The 17,676-nt window shown below is 55.7% G+C and carries 17 protein-coding genes; 14 read left to right on the top strand and 3 right to left on the bottom strand.

Annotation, left to right across the window (positions count from 1 at the left end; genetic code table 11):
* The 5 genes from yceG to ptsG all read left to right on the top strand — a co-directional run bounded on the left by yceG (position 1) and on the right by ptsG (position 5,191).
* Positions 1–1,023, top strand: a complete 1,023-nt coding sequence (gene yceG, locus AC3WS9_RS13600; protein WP_492488858.1) for a cell division protein YceG — start codon at positions 1–3, stop codon at positions 1,021–1,023.
* Positions 1,013–1,654 carry a dTMP kinase gene (gene tmk / locus AC3WS9_RS13595; protein ID WP_285145862.1) on the top strand — a complete coding sequence of 214 codons (642 nt, stop codon included), beginning with the start codon at positions 1,013–1,015 and terminating at the stop codon, positions 1,652–1,654. The genes yceG and tmk overlap by 11 nt, the downstream gene beginning before the upstream one ends.
* On the top strand, positions 1,651–2,655 hold the full coding sequence (gene holB / locus AC3WS9_RS13590) for a DNA polymerase III subunit delta' (protein WP_285145863.1): 1,005 nt from the start codon (positions 1,651–1,653) through the stop codon (positions 2,653–2,655). The genes tmk and holB overlap by 4 nt, the downstream gene beginning before the upstream one ends.
* A 10-nt stretch (positions 2,656–2,665) precedes the next feature.
* Entirely contained in the window at positions 2,666–3,460 is a 795-nt protein-coding gene (locus tag AC3WS9_RS13585) for a metal-dependent hydrolase (RefSeq protein ID WP_492488856.1), read from the top strand.
* Positions 3,461–3,757: 297 nt separating this feature from the next.
* Positions 3,758–5,191, top strand: coding sequence for a PTS glucose transporter subunit IIBC (ptsG, locus tag AC3WS9_RS13580; protein WP_282494925.1), 1,434 nt, complete (start codon positions 3,758–3,760; stop codon positions 5,189–5,191).
* Positions 5,192–5,382: 191 nt separating this feature from the next.
* Here ptsG and fhuE read toward each other — a convergent pair whose 3' ends face one another.
* The gene (fhuE, locus tag AC3WS9_RS13575; RefSeq protein WP_282494926.1) at positions 5,383–7,593 is read right to left on the bottom strand and encodes a ferric-rhodotorulic acid/ferric-coprogen receptor FhuE; all 2,211 of its coding nucleotides are present in this window, start codon (positions 7,591–7,593) and stop codon (positions 5,383–5,385) included.
* Positions 7,594–7,943: 350 nt separating this feature from the next.
* Here fhuE and hinT point away from each other — a divergent pair, with 350 nt between their 5' ends.
* From hinT to AC3WS9_RS13535, 8 genes are all read left to right on the top strand, one after another.
* Complete coding sequence (gene hinT / locus AC3WS9_RS13570; protein WP_006809243.1) at positions 7,944–8,303, top strand: purine nucleoside phosphoramidase; 360 nt, start codon at positions 7,944–7,946, stop codon at positions 8,301–8,303.
* 1 nt (position 8,304) lies between these two features.
* Positions 8,305–8,685, top strand: a complete 381-nt coding sequence (locus AC3WS9_RS13565) for a YcfL family putative periplasmic lipoprotein (protein WP_285145865.1) — start codon at positions 8,305–8,307, stop codon at positions 8,683–8,685.
* 10 nt (positions 8,686–8,695) lie between these two features.
* Positions 8,696–9,346 (top strand): penicillin-binding protein activator LpoB, encoded by a 651-nt coding sequence (gene lpoB, locus AC3WS9_RS13560; protein WP_390888262.1) that lies wholly within the window; start codon positions 8,696–8,698, stop codon positions 9,344–9,346.
* Positions 9,327–10,151 (top strand): thiamine kinase, encoded by an 825-nt coding sequence (gene thiK / locus AC3WS9_RS13555; protein ID WP_492488852.1) that lies wholly within the window; start codon positions 9,327–9,329, stop codon positions 10,149–10,151. The genes lpoB and thiK overlap by 20 nt, the downstream gene beginning before the upstream one ends.
* 11 nt (positions 10,152–10,162) lie before the next feature.
* The gene (gene nagZ / locus AC3WS9_RS13550) at positions 10,163–11,188 is read left to right on the top strand and encodes a beta-N-acetylhexosaminidase (RefSeq protein WP_492488850.1); all 1,026 of its coding nucleotides are present in this window, start codon (positions 10,163–10,165) and stop codon (positions 11,186–11,188) included.
* 35 nt (positions 11,189–11,223) lie between these two features.
* Positions 11,224–11,766: an alpha/beta hydrolase YcfP gene (gene ycfP / locus AC3WS9_RS13545; protein ID WP_095281607.1), complete on the top strand. Its 543-nt coding sequence runs from the start codon at positions 11,224–11,226 to the stop codon at positions 11,764–11,766.
* A gap of 235 nt (positions 11,767–12,001) precedes the next feature.
* A complete protein-coding gene (locus tag AC3WS9_RS13540; RefSeq protein ID WP_095281608.1) occupies positions 12,002–13,306 on the top strand; it encodes an NAD(P)/FAD-dependent oxidoreductase in 1,305 nt (434 codons plus the stop codon).
* A 190-nt stretch (positions 13,307–13,496) separates the two neighbouring features.
* A complete protein-coding gene (locus AC3WS9_RS13535) occupies positions 13,497–14,036 on the top strand; it encodes a glycine zipper 2TM domain-containing protein (protein ID WP_095281609.1) in 540 nt (179 codons plus the stop codon).
* Positions 14,037–14,100: 64 nt separating this feature from the next.
* On the opposite strand, the gene AC3WS9_RS13530 is transcribed toward AC3WS9_RS13535, so the two are convergent.
* Both AC3WS9_RS13530 and comR read right to left on the bottom strand, forming a co-directional pair.
* On the bottom strand, positions 14,101–16,293 hold the full coding sequence (locus AC3WS9_RS13530) for a TonB-dependent siderophore receptor (protein WP_492488847.1): 2,193 nt from the start codon (positions 16,291–16,293) through the stop codon (positions 14,101–14,103).
* Positions 16,294–16,495: 202 nt separating this feature from the next.
* Positions 16,496–17,131, bottom strand: coding sequence for a TetR family copper-responsive transcriptional repressor ComR (comR, locus tag AC3WS9_RS13525; RefSeq protein ID WP_282494932.1), 636 nt, complete (start codon positions 17,129–17,131; stop codon positions 16,496–16,498).
* Positions 17,132–17,377: 246 nt separating this feature from the next.
* Here comR and bhsA point away from each other — a divergent pair, with 246 nt between their 5' ends.
* The gene (bhsA, locus tag AC3WS9_RS13520; protein ID WP_282494933.1) at positions 17,378–17,635 is read left to right on the top strand and encodes a multiple stress resistance protein BhsA; all 258 of its coding nucleotides are present in this window, start codon (positions 17,378–17,380) and stop codon (positions 17,633–17,635) included.
* Positions 17,636–17,676: the final 41 nt, after the last annotated feature.

Raw genomic sequence — 17,676 nt, 5'->3', positions numbered from 1 at the left:
ATGAAAAAAATGTTGCGCTTTGTCCTCCTCCTTCTCGTCGTGATGGCTATCGCGGGCGGCGTGGGAGTCTGGAAGGTTCGTCAGATGGCGAACAGTCACATTCTGATTAAAGAAGAAACCGTCTTCACGCTGAAAGCCGGCACCGGGCGCTTAGCGCTGGGCGAACAGCTTTACGGCGATAAAATTATTAACCGTCCGCGCGTTTTCCAGTGGCTGCTGCGCCTTGAGCCTGAGCTGTCGCATTTCAAAGCCGGGACCTATCGCTTTACGCCGGGCATGACGGTGCGTGAGATGCTGGCGCTGCTGGAAAGCGGCAAAGAGGCACAGTTCCCGCTGCGATTCGTCGAAGGCATGCGCCTGAGCGACTACCTGAAACAGCTGCGCGATGCGCCGTACATCAGCCACACTTTGAAAGATGACAGCTACGCTACCGTCGCTGAGGTCCTGAAGCTGGAGCATCCTGAGTGGGTGGAGGGCTGGTTCTGGCCTGATACCTGGATGTATACCGCAGGGACCACGGACGTTGCGATTTTGAAGCGTGCGCACAAAAAAATGGTGGCCGCCGTCGATAAAGCCTGGGAAGGGCGCGCGGACGGTCTGCCGTACAAAGATCAAAACCAGTTTGTGACCATGGCCTCGATCGTCGAAAAAGAGACCGCCGTGGCGAGCGAGCGCGATCAGGTGGCATCGGTGTTTATCAACCGTCTGCGTATCGGCATGCGCCTGCAAACCGACCCGACGGTGATCTACGGCATGGGCGAGAACTATGTCGGGAAGATATCCCGTAAGGACCTCGAGACGCCAACGGCGTATAATACCTACGTGATTAGCGGTTTGCCGCCAGGCCCCATTGCGACGCCGAGCCAGGCGTCACTGGATGCCGCCGCGCATCCGGCACACACACCGTATCTCTATTTTGTGGCTGACGGAAAAGGGGGGCATACCTTTAACACCAACCTTGCCAGCCATAATCGCTCTGTTCAGGACTATCTGAAGGCACTTAAGGAAAAAAATGCGCAGTAATTACATCGTCATAGAGGGGCTGGAAGGCGCCGGGAAAACCACCGCACGCAACGTGGTGGTCGACACACTGAAAGAGCTGGGCATCGAAGAGATGGTCTTCACTCGCGAGCCGGGCGGCACAGTGCTGGCTGAAAAGCTCAGAAGCCTGGTGCTGGACATTAAATCCGTCGGCGACGAAGTGATTAGCGATAAAGCCGAAGTGCTGATGTTTTACGCGGCGCGCGTGCAGCTGGTCGAAACGGTGATCAAACCGGCGCTGGCAGAAGGGCGCTGGGTGATCGGCGATCGCCATGATTTATCGACGCAGGCCTATCAGGGCGGTGGCCGTGGAATCGATCAGACCATGCTCGCGACGCTGCGCGATGCGGTGCTGGGTGATTTCCGCCCAAACCTGACGCTGTATCTGGATGTCACTCCGGCGGTGGGCCTGAAGCGCGCCCGCGCGCGCGGCGAGCTGGATCGTATTGAGCAAGAGTCTCTGGATTTCTTTAACCGCACCCGCGCGCGCTATCTTGAACTGGCGGCGCAGGACAGCTCGATTCGCACCATCGATGCCACCCAATCCCTGGAAGACGTCACGCGTTCCATCCGTGAAACCGTGACCGCATGGGTACAGGAGCAGCAGGCATGAAATGGTATCCATGGCTGCGTCCGCACTTTGATCAGCTGATTAGCAGCTATCAGGCCGGTCGGGGGCATCATGCGTTACTGATTCAGGCGCTGCCCGGCATGGGCGACGACGCGCTGATTTATGCCATCACCCGTTTTCTGATGTGTCAGCAGCCCGAAGGGCATAAAAGCTGCGGCAAATGCCGCGGCTGCCAGCTGATGCAGGCGGGAACGCATCCGGATTACTACACGCTCGAGCCTGAGAAGGGCAAAAGCTCGCTCGGTATCGATGCGGTGCGTGAAGTCAGCGAAAAGCTGTATGAACACGCGCGCCTCGGCGGGGCGAAAGTCGTCTGGTTAAAAGACGCGGCGCTGCTGACGGAAGCGGCGGCGAATGCGCTGCTCAAAACTCTGGAAGAGCCGCCGGTCAATACCTGGTTCTTTATGTCCTGCCGTGAGCCGGGTCGATTACTGGCGACATTGCGCAGCCGTTGCCGACTTCATCACCTCGCTGCACCGCAGGAATCCTGGGCTTTAACCTGGCTTGAACGCGAAGTGACGGTGTCACAGGACGCGGCGCTGACGGCGCTGCGCTTAAGCAGCGGAGCACCCGCTGCAGCGCTGGAACTGCTGCAAAAAGAGACCTGGGCGCAACGCACACAGCTTTGCGATGCCCTGAGCAGCACGCTGGAAAGCCGCGACTGGCCTGGATTGCTGCCCGCACTAAACCACGAACAGGCTCCTGCGCGTCTGCACTGGCTGGCGTCACTGGTTCTGGATGCGATCAAACTGCAGCAAAGCGCGCAGCAGCTCAGCAACGCCGACGTCTGGCCGCTGGTCAACACCCTGGCGAATCAGCTTTCCGGGGCCATACTGCGCGCGATTTTCCATGATGTCAGCGTATGCCGCGAACAACTCTTAAGCGTAACCGGCGTGAATCGCGAGCTGTTACTCACGGACCTCTTACTGCGTATCGAACATTACCTGCAACCAGGCACGCTGCTGCCTGCTTCCCATCTCTGAGAGAGACATTATGTTTTTAGTCGACTCACACTGCCATCTCGATGGCCTGGATTATCAATCACTGCATAAAGACGTGGACGATGTGCTGGCAAAAGCCGCCGCCCGCGATGTGAAATTCTGTCTGGCTGTCGCCACGACGCTGCCCGGATATCGTTCGATGCGCGATCTGGTGGGTGAGCGCGACAATGTCGTCTTCTCCTGCGGCGTGCATCCGCTCAATCAGGATGAAGAGTACGACGTCGAGGATCTGCGCCGGATGGCGGCGGAAGCGGGCGTAGTGGCCATGGGTGAAACCGGGCTGGACTATTTTTACACGCCGGAAACAAAACCGCGCCAGCAGGAGTCTTTCCGCAACCACATCCGTATCGGACGCGAGCTGAACAAACCGGTCATCGTCCATACCCGCGATGCGCGCGCAGATACCCTGACGATCCTGCAGGAAGAAAAAGTGACGGATTGCGGTGGCGTACTACACTGTTTCACAGAAGACAGAGAAACGGCGGGTAAGCTGCTTGATTTGGGGTTTTATATCTCGTTTTCCGGGATCGTGACGTTCCGTAATGCTGAGCAGCTGCGTGATGCTGCGCGTTATGTGCCTCTCGACCGGATTCTGGTGGAAACAGACTCGCCTTATCTGGCACCGGTACCGCACCGCGGTAAAGAGAACCAGCCAGCCATGACGAGAGATGTGGCTGAGTATATGGCCGTCCTGAAAGGTGTCAGCCTCGAAGAGCTGGCGCGCACCACGACGGAAAACTTCGCTAATCTGTTCCACATCGCCCCCTCCCGCCTGCAATCTGTCTGATACACCTGTTTTTTTTGGGCTCGTAATTAATAAACAAAGCGAGTAAAGTTCACCGCCTTATTTAGGGCGGTGACGGTGTATTTAGACATATCTGGACATGCTTTTTGTAAATTACTGAAAGTTTTTCGATCGTCTGAAGCTGAAACGTGATAGCCGTCAAACAAAGTCACAGGGATTTATTTTACTCTGTGTAATAAATAAAGGGCGCTTAGATGTCCTGTCCACGGCGCGGTTCTCCCCCCGTGCCCATGCGTGAAAGCGTAAAAAAAGCACAAATACTCAGGAGCACTCTCAATTATGTTTAAGAATGCATTTGCTAACCTGCAAAAGGTCGGTAAATCGCTGATGCTGCCAGTATCCGTACTGCCTATCGCAGGTATCCTGCTGGGCGTCGGTTCTGCAAACTTCAGCTGGCTGCCAGCCGTAGTTTCACACGTGATGGCCGAAGCAGGCGGTTCTGTTTTTGCTAACATGCCGCTGATCTTCGCTATCGGTGTTGCACTGGGCTTCACCAATAACGACGGTGTATCTGCTCTGGCCGCGGTTGTTGCTTACGGCATCATGGTGAAAACCATGGCTGTGGTTGCGCCACTGGTACTGCATTTACCTGCTGAAGAGATCGCAGCGAAACACCTGGCCGATACCGGTGTTCTCGGCGGTATCATCTCTGGTGCCATTGCAGCCTACATGTTTAACCGCTTCTATCGCATCAAGCTGCCTGAGTATCTGGGCTTCTTCGCGGGCAAGCGCTTCGTACCGATCATCTCTGGTCTGGCTGCGATCTTCATGGGCGTTGTGCTGTCCTTCATCTGGCCTCCAATTGGTACGGCTATCCAGACCTTCTCTCAGTGGGCTGCATACCAGAACCCGGTTGTGGCGTTTGGTATCTACGGCTTCGTAGAGCGCTGCCTGGTGCCATTTGGTCTGCACCACATCTGGAACGTTCCATTCCAGATGCAGATTGGTGAATACACCAACGCCGCAGGTCAGGTATTCCACGGTGATATCCCACGTTACATGGCAGGTGACCCAACTGCAGGCAAACTGTCTGGCGGCTTCCTGTTCAAAATGTACGGTCTGCCGGCTGCAGCGATTGCTATCTGGCACTCTGCTAAACCAGAGAACCGTGCAAAAGTGGGCGGTATCATGATCTCCGCAGCGTTGACCTCGTTCCTGACCGGTATCACCGAGCCGATCGAGTTCTCCTTCATGTTCGTTGCGCCGATCCTGTACGTTATCCACGCGATTCTGGCAGGCCTGGCATTCCCAATCTGTATTCTGCTGGGTATGCGTGACGGTACGTCCTTCTCGCACGGTCTGATCGACTTCATCGTGCTGTCCGGTAACAGCAGCAAACTGTGGCTGTTCCCAATCGTTGGTGCGTGCTACGCAGTGGTGTACTACACCGTCTTCCGCGTGCTGATCAAAGCACTGGACCTGAAAACTCCGGGTCGTGAAGATTCTACTGACGATGCGAAAGCAACCTCTACCAGCGAAATGGCTCCTGCTCTGATTGCAGCATTCGGCGGTAAAGAAAACATCACTAACCTGGACGCGTGTATCACTCGTCTGCGTGTGAGCGTTGCTGACGTAGCGAAAGTTGACCAGCAGGGCCTGAAAAAACTGGGCGCAGCGGGTGTTGTTGTTGCAGGTTCGGGTGTTCAGGCAATCTTCGGTACTAAATCCGATAACCTGAAAACCGAAATGGATGAGTACATCCGCAGCAACTAAGTTGTGACCTGGGGAGACTAAGGCAGCCGAATGGCTGCCTTTTTTATTGTGCCAACATTTAAGGCCGGTGGCGCTGCGCTTACCGGGCCTACGGGTTTTGTAGGTCGGGTAAGCGCAGCGCCACCCGACAATTCCCGCACACCGCCCACAAAAAAGGGAGCCATTCGGCTCCCTTTGTCATCACTCACGACTTAGAAACGGTATGTACCGCTCACCGAGAAGTTACGCGGTGCGCCGTAAACGCCGTAGCTGCCCAGGTAATCGTAATACTCCTCATCAAACACGTTGTTCAGGTTGCCCTGAACCGAGAAGTTTTTCGTGACCTGGTAGCGTGTAAAGAGATCCACCACCGTGTAACCGCCCTGAGTGATCTGATTCACGCCGTTCGGGCCGTTATCGAGATCCTGCCAGGTTTTGTTCTGCCAGCGCGCGCCACCGCCGACGGTCAGCTCAGGCAGCATCGGCAACTGGTAGCGCGTAAACAGCTTCAGAGAGGTACGCGGTTGGCCTGGGTTGACGGCAGCGCCGTTCTCATCGTCAGCAATGTAGCGGCTGCCGCCGAAAGTCAGCTGCCAGTTGTCGGTCAACGCGCCGTTCAGCTCGAACTCAATCCCTTTGCTGACGGTCCCATCCACAGATTTATACGCCGACTGACCGCCGGAGCCTGGAATGGTTGTCCCGGTGTTCACGGCGACGTTGTCCTGCTCAATACGGAAGACGGCGAGCGTCGCGGTCAGGCGGGTGCTGAACCAGTCACCTTTCACGCCGGCTTCATAGCTCTTGCCGGTGGTCGGATCGATGAAGTTGCTGTTGATATCACGCTGGCCAGAAGGCTGGAAGATGGAGGTATAGCTCCCGTAAACCGACCAGGTATCGTCGATGTCATAGATCAGGCCCGCATACGGCGTGACGTCATCGAATTTGCTGTTGCGGATCTCGTCCGGTTTACGCTCCAGGTTGTACTTGGCGCTCCACTCGGTGTAACGCGCGCCCAGAATCAGGTGCAGCGGATCGGCCAGAGAGATACGGGTCGCGGCATAGACAGATTTCTGGCGGATCACGTCGCGCTGGTACAGCGAGAATCCGGACCAGGTCGGGTCGGCCAGATTGCCGTTGTAATCGTAAATGCTGCCGACATCCATCAGGCCGTAATTGTCGTTAACCGGATAGGAGTTGTCGTAGTTATTGCGCTGGCGGCTGTAGCTCCCGCCGAACATGATCTGGTGCTGACGGCCAAGCAGATCATACCCGCCGCGTACGAACGCGTCCACGGAGTCCTGTTTACGCTCGCCGCGGTTCCAGCCGCCCCAGGCACCGTACCATTTGGAGGCATCGTACAGGCCAGTTGCCTTGTCCGGATAACCGTCGATGTACATCAGCTTGCTGTCGAAGTTAGTTTCCGCGTGCATGGCGTTAACCTTCGCTTCCCAGCCGTTATCAAAGCGCTGAGTGAGGTTGGCAAACACTTTGGTGGAATCGTTGTTCGAGTAAGTCCAGTCGGCTGCGGTGTTAAAGCCGCGGCGGAAATCGGTTTTGCTGCCATCGCTGAACATGGAAGGGAAACCGCCCCAGGTCGGGCTGTCCTCTTCGCTTTCCTGGTAGTCATAACCCAGGGAGAGGGTGGTGGAATCCGTCACGTCTGCATCGAGAATGCCGGAGACGAACTTCTTGCGATAGTGGTTACGCTCCACCCAGGAGTCGCGGTCTTCGTACCCGGCGATCACGCGCCCGCGCACGTTGCCGGATTCCGTCAGCGGCGCCTGGAGATCCATCACGTAACGCTGCTTATCCCAGCTGCCATAGGTGGCGGAGACGTTGCCTTTAAACTCTTTGCTGTCCGCGTGTTTACGCACCATGTTGACGTAAGCGGAAGGGTTGCCCGTACCGCTCATCAAACCGGCCGCGCCGCGCACCACTTCGATTTTGTCGAAAATAGCGGTATCGCCCGCGGTATCACCAAAGTTCCAGCGGTTATCGAGGAAGGTCGGCATGTCTTCATAGGCAAAGTTGCTGATGAAGAACCCGCGGGAGTAGAAGTTGGTACGGCTGGTATCAATGCGGGAAGCGCTGACACCGACGGTGTTATCCAGTACCGAGCCGATGGTGTTCAGCTCCTGGTCCTGCATACGCTGCTGGCTGATGACGCTGACCGACTGCGGAATATCACGCGAAACCAGTAATAATTTGGTGCCGGTGGTGGTGGTTTTGACGCTGTAATCCTGATCCTGCGCGCTATTCTGATCTTGCGCGTTATCAGCCCCGTCAACGATGACGGTATCTTCCGGATTGGATTCTGCGAAACTTGCGGTCGGCATCAATGCCATAGCAATACAGGCTGCCAGCAACGAAGGTGTTGCGACAGGCTGACGTTGCCCATCCCTGGTGTGATTAATGAAAGACATCATCAAACCCTTTCTGAGTGAATGGTAAATTGTCTGCCCCAGTCCCGGTAACGGTCGGAGGTCATTTCTATGTTGAAAATGCGCATGAAAATGCAAATGCGAAATATACGCATTTGAATTAACCATGTAAACAGATGTAACCATTTCACCTGAAATTATGTTTCAGTCATATCTTAGGGCAGGATGGTCAATCAGCGACCATCCATTGTGGGTAAAGGAAAGAAATCACGGGATAAGGTTGAAAGGACAGGAGAAACTCGCTCATACTCTTGTGTTGTGTCACGGGCAATCGCCGCACGCCAGCCTTTGCCGGTCACGTCACGCCAGATTAAACAAAAAAGGAAAACGTCATGGCTGAAGAAACCATTTTCAGTAAAATTATCCGTCGTGAGATCCCGTCGGATATCGTGTATCAGGATGAACTGGTCACAGCTTTCCGCGACATTTCACCTCAGGCTCCGACACACATCCTTATTATCCCCAATATTCTGATTCCGACCGTCAATGACGTGAAAACTGAGCATGAAGTGGCATTAGGCCGTATGCTGACGGTAGCAGCGAAAATTGCTGAACAGGAAGGGATTGCCGAAGACGGGTACCGTCTGATCATGAACTGTAATCGTCATGGTGGGCAGGAAGTTTATCATATTCACATGCATCTGCTGGGCGGTCGTCCGCTGGGTCCGATGCTGGCGCATAAAGGTCTTTGATATGCAAAGAGGGCGTAAAGCGGTTCTGGCTCTGACACTGGCGATGGTCCTCGCGGGCTGTAGCTCGCGTCCGGCGATCCCGGTCAGCGATGAACAGACGCTGGTGATGGAGTCGTCGGTTCTGGCTGCGGGCATTACCGCTGAGGCACCGTCGCTCACGGTCAGCGAAATTCAGCCGTCGGCGTCCTCCAGGCTTTATAACGAAAGAAACCAGCCAGTTACCATCCACTATCGGTTTTACTGGTATGACGTAAGAGGCCTCGAGATGCATCCGCTTGAAGCGCCACGCAGTGTCATCATTCCGGCCAATTCGTCGGTCACACTTTATGGCAGCGCTAATTATCTGGGTGCGCATAAGGTCAGACTTTATCTTTATTTGTAAGGGGTGAACCTTGATTAAGAATTTGGGCCGTTACGCGCTCGTTACCGCTTTCGCGCTGTTCCTGTCGGGGTGTATCAACCGTACGGAACAGCAACCTGCTCCTGTTGACGAGGTGAAGCCTGGCACTGAACAGCCGGTGACGCCGACCGAGCCAGTGCCAACGGTGCCATCCGTACCGACGATCCCGGAACAGCCGGGCCCGATTGAACATCCCGATCAAACTTCGCAGCCTGCGCCGCGCGTCCGTCACTATGACTGGAACGGTGCCATGCAGCCGATGGTGGGCAAAATGCTGCAGGCTCAGGGCGTGACCGCTGGCAGCGTACTGCTGGTGGATAGCGTCAACAACCGTACCAACGGCTCGCTGAATGCGGGAGAAGCCACGGAAACCCTGCGCAATGCGCTGGCGAACAACGGCAAGTTTACGCTGGTTTCCGTCCAGCAATTGTCCGTGGCGAAACAGCAGTTGGGCCTGTCACCGCAGGACAGCTTGGGTTCGCGCAGCAAAGCCATTGGCATCGCCCGTAATGTTGGCGCGCAATACGTGCTCTACTCCAACGCGACCGGCAACGTCAACACGCCAACCCTGCAAATGCAGCTGATGCTGGTTCAAACAGGTGAAATTATCTGGTCAGGTAAAGGTGCCGTTACACAACAATAACGTCACGCGCGAAACCCTGCTTTCGCGCGACTTTCCGCAATATCGCCTTATCGCGCCGCAAACCCACGCCGGGTTTAGCGGCGCGAGTTGCATTATTGAGCACGGCGAGCACCGTCTGGTGTTGCGCCAGCGTCATGACGCCACCGGGCCCGCCTTCGCGTTTCGCCGTCAGTATCACGCCCTGAAACGTCTTCCCGCCGATCTGGCGCCTGAGCCGCACTTCTTTCATCACGACTGGATGGCGGTCGAGTATCTTGTGGGCGAGATCAAAAGCGAGCTTCCTGATACCCAAACCCTGGCAGGCATGCTGTATTATCTGCACCGGCAATCCCGTCTTGGGTGGCGCATCACGATCCTGCCGCTGCTCGACGCCTACTGGCAGGGAGCCGCGCCTTCACGGCGATCGCCATTCTGGCTGGCGACGTTAAAACGTCTGCGCCAGCGCGGCGAACCGCGCCCTCTGCGGCTGGTGCCGTTGCATATGGACGTGCATGCCGGAAATATCGTCCATACCCCAACGGGAGAACGGCTGATCGACTGGGAATACGCGGGCGATGGCGACGTGGCGCTCGAGCTGGCGGCGGTCTGGATGCCGTCGGAAAAGGCCCGGCAGACGCTTATTAGAGCCTATGCCAATAGGGCGAATATGGACGCGTATCAGCTGCAACAGCAGGTCCAGCGCTGGCGGCCCTGGGTACTGATGATGATGGCCGGATGGTTCGAATTACGCTTTCAGCAATCGGCTGACAAACAATTTATCGCGCTGGCAGATGACGTCTGGCGTGAGTTACAAACTAAAGGATAAGAGAGGTTCGTGTGGGTCCAGTGATGTTGGATGTTGAAGGGTATGAACTCGATGCGGAAGAGCGCGATATTCTGGCGCATCCGCTGGTGGGTGGGCTGATTCTGTTTACCCGCAACTATCACGATCCTGCGCAGCTGCGCGAGCTGGTGCGTCAGATCCGCGCGGCGTCCCGCAACCATCTGGTGGTCGCGGTTGATCAGGAAGGCGGACGCGTGCAGCGTTTTCGCGAGGGCTTCACCCGTCTGCCGGCGGCACAATCTTTTGCTGCCCTGCTTGGCACTGAAGAGGGCGGTAAGTTGGCGCAGGATGCGGGCTGGCTGATGGCGAGCGAAATGATCGCCATGGATATCGATTTAAGCTTTGCGCCGGTGCTGGACGTCGGGCACATCAGCGCGGCCATCGGTGAGCGCTCCTACCATGAAGATCCGCAGATTGCGCTGGCGATGGCGACGCGCTTTATCGACGGCATGCACGACGCGGGCATGAAAACCACCGGGAAACACTTCCCGGGTCACGGAGCGGTCACGGCGGATTCCCACAAAGAGACGCCGCGCGATCCGCGCCCTGAGGCGGAGATCCGTGCCAAAGATATGTCCGTGTTCCGCTCGCTCATTACCGACAACAAGCTCGACGCCATCATGCCAGCGCATGTGATCTACAGCGATGTCGATCCGCGTCCGGCCAGCGGGTCGGCGCACTGGTTGAAAACCGTGCTGCGCCAGGAGCTGGGCTTTAACGGCGTGATTTTCTCCGACGATCTGTCGATGGAAGGGGCGGCGATCATGGGCAGCTACGCCGAGCGCGGTCAGGCGTCGCTGGATGCGGGTTGCGATATGATCCTGGTCTGCAATAATCGTAAAGGGGCGGTTAGCGTGTTAGATAACCTGTCGCCGATCAATGCTGAACGTGTTACACAATTGTATCATAAAGGTTCATTTAGCCGTCAGGAGCTGATGGGTTCGTCTCGCTGGAAGACAGTGAACGCCGAGCTTGAAGCACTCAATGAGCGCTGGCAGGCACATAAAGCGGGCCAATAAACCCCTCTCGGAAGGCGTCGTGTGGTGAGGAAACAATGATCATTTATTTGCACGGTTTTGATTCGAACAGTCCTGGTAACCATGAAAAAGTGCTGCAACTGCAGTTCATCGACCCGGACGTGCGGCTGATTAGCTACAGCACGCGCCATCCGAAGCATGACATGGCGCATCTGCTAAAAGAGGTGGACAAGATGCTGCAGCTCAACGTCGACGACCGTCCGCTGATTTGCGGCGTGGGTCTGGGTGGCTACTGGGCAGAGCGGATCGGTTTTCTCTGCGATATTCGCCAGGTGGTGTTCAATCCGAATTTGTTCCCTGACGAGAACATGGAAGGCAAGATTGACCGCCCGGAAGAGTACACCGATATTGCAACCAAATGCGTGAGCAATTTCCGCGAGAAGAACCGCGACCGCTGCATGGCGATCCTCTCCCGTCATGACGAGGCGCTGGATAACCTCCGCGCGGCGGAGCTGCTGCATCACTACTATGAAATTGTCTGGGACGAAGAGCAGACCCACAAATTCAAAAATATCTCCCCGCATCTGCAGCGCATCAAAGCCTTCAAGACCCTGGGCTAACCCCCTCTGACTTACTCAAAGCCCGGCCGCGAAAGCGAGCCGGGCTTTGTCTTTGCTACAATTGTACAAATTTAAATCACCAAAACTTGATTCACATCAATTTTGGTATGACCAATGCGCCTGGCGTGTTATTCTCAATGCACCTGAATGGTTTCAGTGCTGTAACCTGTTGTTAATTAAGGGTTATTCTCATAACTTTTAATTAACAATTGGTTAATAATTTGAGGGGGTCACATTGACTACGCCATTGAAAAAGATAGTGATTGTAGGCGGCGGCGCAGGTGGGCTGGAGCTGGCTACGCAACTCGGCAAGAAGCTGGGCCGTGGCAAGAAAGCCAAAATTACGCTGGTTGATCGCAACCACAGCCATCTGTGGAAACCGCTGCTGCATGAAGTCGCCACCGGTTCCCTGGACGAAGGTGTCGATGCCCTGAGCTATCTGGCGCACGCGCGTAATCACGATTTCCAGTTCCAGCTGGGTTCGGTGATGGACATCAACCGCGAAAGCAAAACCATTACCCTGGCCGAGCTGCGTGACGAGAAGGGCGAGCTGCTGGTTCCTGAGCGCAAACTGCCGTACGACACGCTGGTGATGGCGCTGGGCAGTACCTCGAACGACTTCAATACCCCGGGCGTAAAAGAGAACTGCATCTTCCTCGACAACCCGCATCAGGCGCGTCGTTTCCATCAGGAGATGCTGAATCTGTTCCTGAAATATTCCAATAACCTCGGTGCCAGCGGCAAAGTGAACATCGCGATTGTCGGCGGCGGGGCGACGGGCGTAGAGCTCTCTGCGGAACTGCACAATGCGGTGAAACAGCTGCACAGCTACGGCTACAAAGGCCTGACCAACGAAGCGCTGAATGTGACGCTGGTCGAAGCGGGCGAGCGCATTCTGCCTGCGCTGCCACCGCGCATTTCCGGTGCGGCGCACAACGAACTGACCAAAATGGGCGTGCGCGTGCTGACCCAAACCATGGTCACCAGCGCCGACGAAGGCGGTCTGCACACCAAAGGCGGGGAGTACATTCAGGCCGATCTGATGGTCTGGGCTGCCGGTATCAAAGCGCCTGATTTCATGAAAGAGATTGGCGGGCTGGAAACCAACCGTATCAACCAGCTGGTGGTCGAGCCGACGCTGCAAACCACGCGCGATCCGAACATTTTCGCCATCGGTGACTGCGCATCTTGCGCGCGTCCGGAAGGCGGGTTCGTTCCTCCGCGCGCTCAGGCCGCGCACCAGATGGCAAGCCTCGCGCTGCACAACATTCTGGCGCAGACCAAAGGCAAAGCGATGAAGTCCTACGTCTACAAAGACCACGGCTCGCTGGTCTCCCTGTCGAACTTCTCCACCGTGGGCAGCCTGATGGGTAACCTGATGCGTGGCTCTATGATGGTTGAAGGGCGCATCGCGCGTTTCGTCTATATCTCGCTGTACCGCATGCACCAGGTCGCGCTGCACGGTTACTTCAAAACCGGCCTGATGATGCTGGTGGGCAGTATCAACCGCGTCATCCGTCCGCGCCTCAAACTGCACTGATCCTTCAATCCCTCCGGCTCCCGGAGGGATTTTTAGCATTTCCTGCTGACAATATCCGTCAGGGTACTTAAGAGTTCTCCTAAACGCGCACCTTTTCATTTCACGCCTCTCTTTTTGAGCGTTATTCCGATTGGCGAACTCTTTCTTTGATTGCAAAATTGTTACCAATAGCAACAAAGGAGGAAGTCCCGTGAATAAATCTATGTTGGCGGGTATAGGGATTGGCGTAGCTGCGGCGCTGGGCGTGGCAGCAGTGGCCAGTCTGAACGTGTTTGAACGCGGCCCGCAGTACGCACAAGTTGTTTCAGCCACACCGATCAAAGAGTCGGTGAAAACCCCTCGTCAGGAGTGCCGCAACGTCGCGGTGACCCACCGTCGTCCGGTGCAGGATGAAAACCGTATCGCAGGCTCCGTGCTGGGTGCGGTTGCGGGTGGCGTAATTGGTCATCAGTTTGGCGGCGGACGCGGGAAAGATGTCGCGACCGTGGTCGGTGCACTGGGTGGCGGCTATGCCGGTAACCAGGTCCAGGGCGCGATGCAGGACGGCGATACGTACACCACCACGCAGCAGCGCTGCAAAACCGTGTATGACAAATCAGAGAAAATGCTCGGCTACGATGTGACCTACAAAATTGGCGATCAGCAGGGCAAAATTCGAATGGACAAAGACCCGGGTACCCAGATCCCTCTGGATAGCAACGGTCAGCTGGTTCTGAATAACAAGGTGTAAAAAAAGCGGTATTTTTGAATTTGGCTCCTCAAACGCTCAGGCTGAGGAGCCTTTTTTTCGCCTGTCAGAAGGTCAGGGCGTAGTTCAGACCGAAGGTGCGTCCGCGGCCTTTATATTCGTACAGCGCCGCATTCCCGTAGGTTGGGCTGTAGAGCAGCGGCGCGCGCTGTCCCCAGACGGTGGTGTACTCTTTGTCGAGCAGGTTTTCGACGCTAAACGTCAGCTTGCCGAGCGGGAGCTGATAGCTGCCGATAAAATCAACGGTATTGTAGCCATCAATTTTATTGCCCGCCGCGTCGCTCAGATCGAAGGCCTGCTGGGTTTGCAGACGCAACGCCCACGGCTCTGGTGCCCAGCCGACGTAGGCTGTCGCTTTCGACGGTGACGCCTGAGTCACATCCCATTTCTCCCAGGAACCGTTGGTTTTGATCTCGGATTTCAGGACGTTGAAGTTCCCGCCGAGGCTCCAGTCGCTGTCAGGAATAAAGTAATCCACCGCCCCTTCGACGCCGTAGATCCGGCGCTTCTGCGGATTCACGTCGATGGTCATGTCCGCGCGGTTGATATCAATGGATTTGTCCGACAGGGAGTAGTAGGCCGCAATCTGGGTGCGCAGCTGATCGCCGGTGAAGCGCCAGCCCAGCTCATACGAATCGACTTTAATTCCTTCGAGTTTGGCATCATTCGGGTTCACGCTTTTGAGAAGCGCCAGATGGCCCTGCGCATCCGCTTTGCTGTAGGAGCCGTTGCCGTAATATTTTCCCGGATCCGGTAATTCAACGCCCTGAGAGAAGTTAAACCACACCTGCTGACGCTCGGTAAGGTGCGCCAGGATTCCGGCGTTAAACAGGACATTATCGTAATCCGTTTTGCCGCCCGGAATGGCGTCGGCGGAGAGGGCGTCGCCTTTGGCAATGCTCTGCTGCTCTTTGTAGCCGATGAAATCGTCGACGCGGTTTTCGGTCCACTGATAGCGCACGCCGCCGCTCAGGGTAAAGACGTCGTTAATGTCGTAGCTGTTTTGCAGGAACGGGGCGAAGTTGGTGATGCTGTAGCCCGGATAGCGGCCCGTGCTGTAAGCCGACTGGTTATTCATCCCGCCGGAAGGGACGGAATCCGCCAGATTGAAGAACATCTGGTTGGAATCAAAGGTTTCATGGTCGGCATCAATACCCCAGGTGAGCTGCCAGCCGTCGAGGGGTTTGCTGTTCAGCGTCAGCTTGGCACCGTACTGATCCGTATTCTGCTCGGAGGCGGAGAAGCTGGAGATTTGTCCTTTCGCCACCGTCGGGAAGGGGTAGAAGCGCAGGGATTCATCGCGATAATAGATCTGCCCGACCAGCTCCTGTCCCCAGAAATCGGTGTCGGAATATTGCAGGCTAACCAGATGACGCTCGGTGCCGGGAATACGGTCCGAGCTAAAGCCGCTGGAGGTGCGCGCCGTGCCGTTGCCCGTCACCGCGCTCATGTTCTTATCGAGATACAGCCCGTAATCGTCGTCGCCCTGGCTTTTGTAATACTGCGTGACTACCTGCAGCTGGCGGGTCTCATCGATCTCGATGGTGCCGGTTCCCATGACGTCCAGACGATCCGAGTGTTGCAGGCCGGTCTGAGTGTTGTCGAAGGTCAGGGCGTCGCCGTTACCGTCGTACCAGCCACCGAAGCGCTGATAAGCCACTGAAAGACGGCCCGACGCATTGTCATTCCCGCCGCTGACGGCGGTCGCTACGCGCTCATCGCGATCGTCGCTGTTGTTAAAGCCACTTTTACCGCCGAGTTCCAGATCGACCTGCGTCTCCGGCTGCCCTTTTTTGGTGACGATATTGATCAGCCCGCCGGTACTGCCGCCGCCGTACAGCGACGTCGAGCCGGAAATGACTTCGATATGCTCGACGTTGAACGGATCGATAGAATCCAGCTGGCGGCTGTCGGTGCGCGACGAGTTCAGACGCACGCCGTCGATCAGCACCACAATTGCGCGCCCGCGCATGTTCATGCCGTAGTTGGTACGCCCCTGGCTGCTGACGTCCATACCGGGGATCAGCTGGCCGAGAATATCTTTGAACTCTTTCCCGCCCTGAACCTGCTGTTCAATCTCCTGACCTTCAATAATCCACGTGGTCTGCGCCATTTCGGCGACGGTGCGGTGGCTGCGGTTGGCGCTGACAATCAGGTTTTCTTCGTTTTGTTGTTCTGCGTACAGCGGCATCGCGATAGCCAGCAGAACGGGATTAAGCACCCAGAGGCTCTTCTTCATCATCATTCCTTGTTGAGCATTTGCTCTTTTTTATCGGCAGGTCAAATCACACAATGGAAACATTGTGAAATAAATGTAAACGCGAATATTGCCGATAAAGAGTCTCATTATCAACCCGCTGAAATGAGAGGGTTTACAGGAGATGAAAGGGAAAAAAGTGGGGGAGAGGGGAAAAGAAAAGGGCGGAGACCCGCCCTTCAAATCAGAGTTTCAGCAGCTCAGGCCACAGTCGCAGCGTGGTGCGGGAAATGCTTTGCAGTTTCTCAAGGCTTGCGCCTTCGCGCGCGCTGATCGACATCCCCTGCAGGACGCAGCTTAAGAACTGCGTCAGTTCCTCAGGGTTACAGTGCGCCGGGATCTCGCCGCGCGCCTGGCGCTGGCGTAAAAAGGCGCCCAGCGTCTCTTCCTGCATGGCGTGGCGCGATTTCACGGTATTGGCGATCTCTTTCGAGGAGGCCGCCAGCGTCGCCGAGGTGTTAATCATAAAACAGCCCGCAGGCGTGTCTTTACTGGTAAAGCAGGCCGAGATGGCCGCGAAGTAATCCTGCAACGCCTGCTCAACGCTTTTCTCTTCGCAAAACAGCTGCGCTTCGTGTTTAGCCGCAAAGCGCGTGATATAGCGATCCAGCACGGCGCGAAACAGGCCTTCTTTGTTGGTGAATTCTGCGTACAGCGTCGGGGCTTTTGCGCCTGTCGCTTCGACCAGGTCGGAGAGCGAAGTCGCTTCATACCCATGCTGCCAGAAGAGTGTCATGGCCTTATCGAGCGCCGCATCCCTGTCGAACACTTTTGGTCGGCCACGGCTTTTTTTTGCGCAACTCGTGACGTCGGTTGTCATATGCCGTTGTACCTTTGTTGGTTTGTTGAATGATCATTATAAAAATAATAGCCAGCGGCGACCAGCACTCATTTCACAAAAATAAATTAATCATATGGGTATGAAAAATAAGGGGTTTAAAATTAATTTAATGATCGTTATAAAATCATGTTGACGTGTGACCTGGATCACATCTATCATTTACCTATCGATCGTTAAGTAAATAACTAACGACCTCCCAAATTCATCTGTTAAAGGCTAAAAATCATGAAAACCATCAACACCCTGATCGCTGCTGCTGTACTGAGTTCCCTGTCATTCGCCAGCTTCGCCGCTGTCGAAGTGCAATCCACCCCTGCTGACCAGCAGAAAGTCGGCACCATCTCTGCGAATGCCGGGACTAACCTGGGTTCACTGGAAGACCAGTTAGCCCAGAAAGCTGAACAGATGGGCGCGAAATCATTCCGCATCACTTCAGTCACCGGTCCGAACACCCTGCACGGGACTGCGGTAATCTACAAATAAGCATGGCTTAACCCTCATTAATGCCACTGTCATAAAAAAAG

This window comes from Lelliottia sp. EB106-05-01-XG201 (genome assembly GCF_058791735.1).
Note: the sequence above shows the minus strand (reverse complement) of the source record. Positions and strands in the feature narration are given on the sequence as shown.

What these genes read in the sequence shown, in the direction of transcription:
- AC3WS9_RS13585 (WP_492488856.1), top strand. Translation starts at nt 2,666, where the DNA reads ATGTTTTTAGTCGACTCACACTGCCATCTCGATGGCCTGGATTATCAA.
- holB (WP_285145863.1), top strand. Translation starts at nt 1,651, where the DNA reads ATGAAATGGTATCCATGGCTGCGTCCGCACTTTGATCAGCTGATTAGC.
- AC3WS9_RS13565 (WP_285145865.1), top strand. Translation starts at nt 8,305, where the DNA reads ATGCAAAGAGGGCGTAAAGCGGTTCTGGCTCTGACACTGGCGATGGTC.
- comR (WP_282494932.1), bottom strand. Translation starts at nt 17,131, where the DNA reads ATGACAACCGACGTCACGAGTTGCGCAAAAAAAAGCCGTGGCCGACCA.
- fhuE (WP_282494926.1), bottom strand. Translation starts at nt 7,593, where the DNA reads ATGTCTTTCATTAATCACACCAGGGATGGGCAACGTCAGCCTGTCGCA.
- yceG (WP_492488858.1), top strand. Translation starts at nt 1, where the DNA reads ATGAAAAAAATGTTGCGCTTTGTCCTCCTCCTTCTCGTCGTGATGGCT.
- hinT (WP_006809243.1), top strand. Translation starts at nt 7,944, where the DNA reads ATGGCTGAAGAAACCATTTTCAGTAAAATTATCCGTCGTGAGATCCCG.
- ycfP (WP_095281607.1), top strand. Translation starts at nt 11,224, where the DNA reads ATGATCATTTATTTGCACGGTTTTGATTCGAACAGTCCTGGTAACCAT.
- ptsG (WP_282494925.1), top strand. Translation starts at nt 3,758, where the DNA reads ATGTTTAAGAATGCATTTGCTAACCTGCAAAAGGTCGGTAAATCGCTG.
- AC3WS9_RS13530 (WP_492488847.1), bottom strand. Translation starts at nt 16,293, where the DNA reads ATGAAGAAGAGCCTCTGGGTGCTTAATCCCGTTCTGCTGGCTATCGCG.
- tmk (WP_285145862.1), top strand. Translation starts at nt 1,013, where the DNA reads ATGCGCAGTAATTACATCGTCATAGAGGGGCTGGAAGGCGCCGGGAAA.
- bhsA (WP_282494933.1), top strand. Translation starts at nt 17,378, where the DNA reads ATGAAAACCATCAACACCCTGATCGCTGCTGCTGTACTGAGTTCCCTG.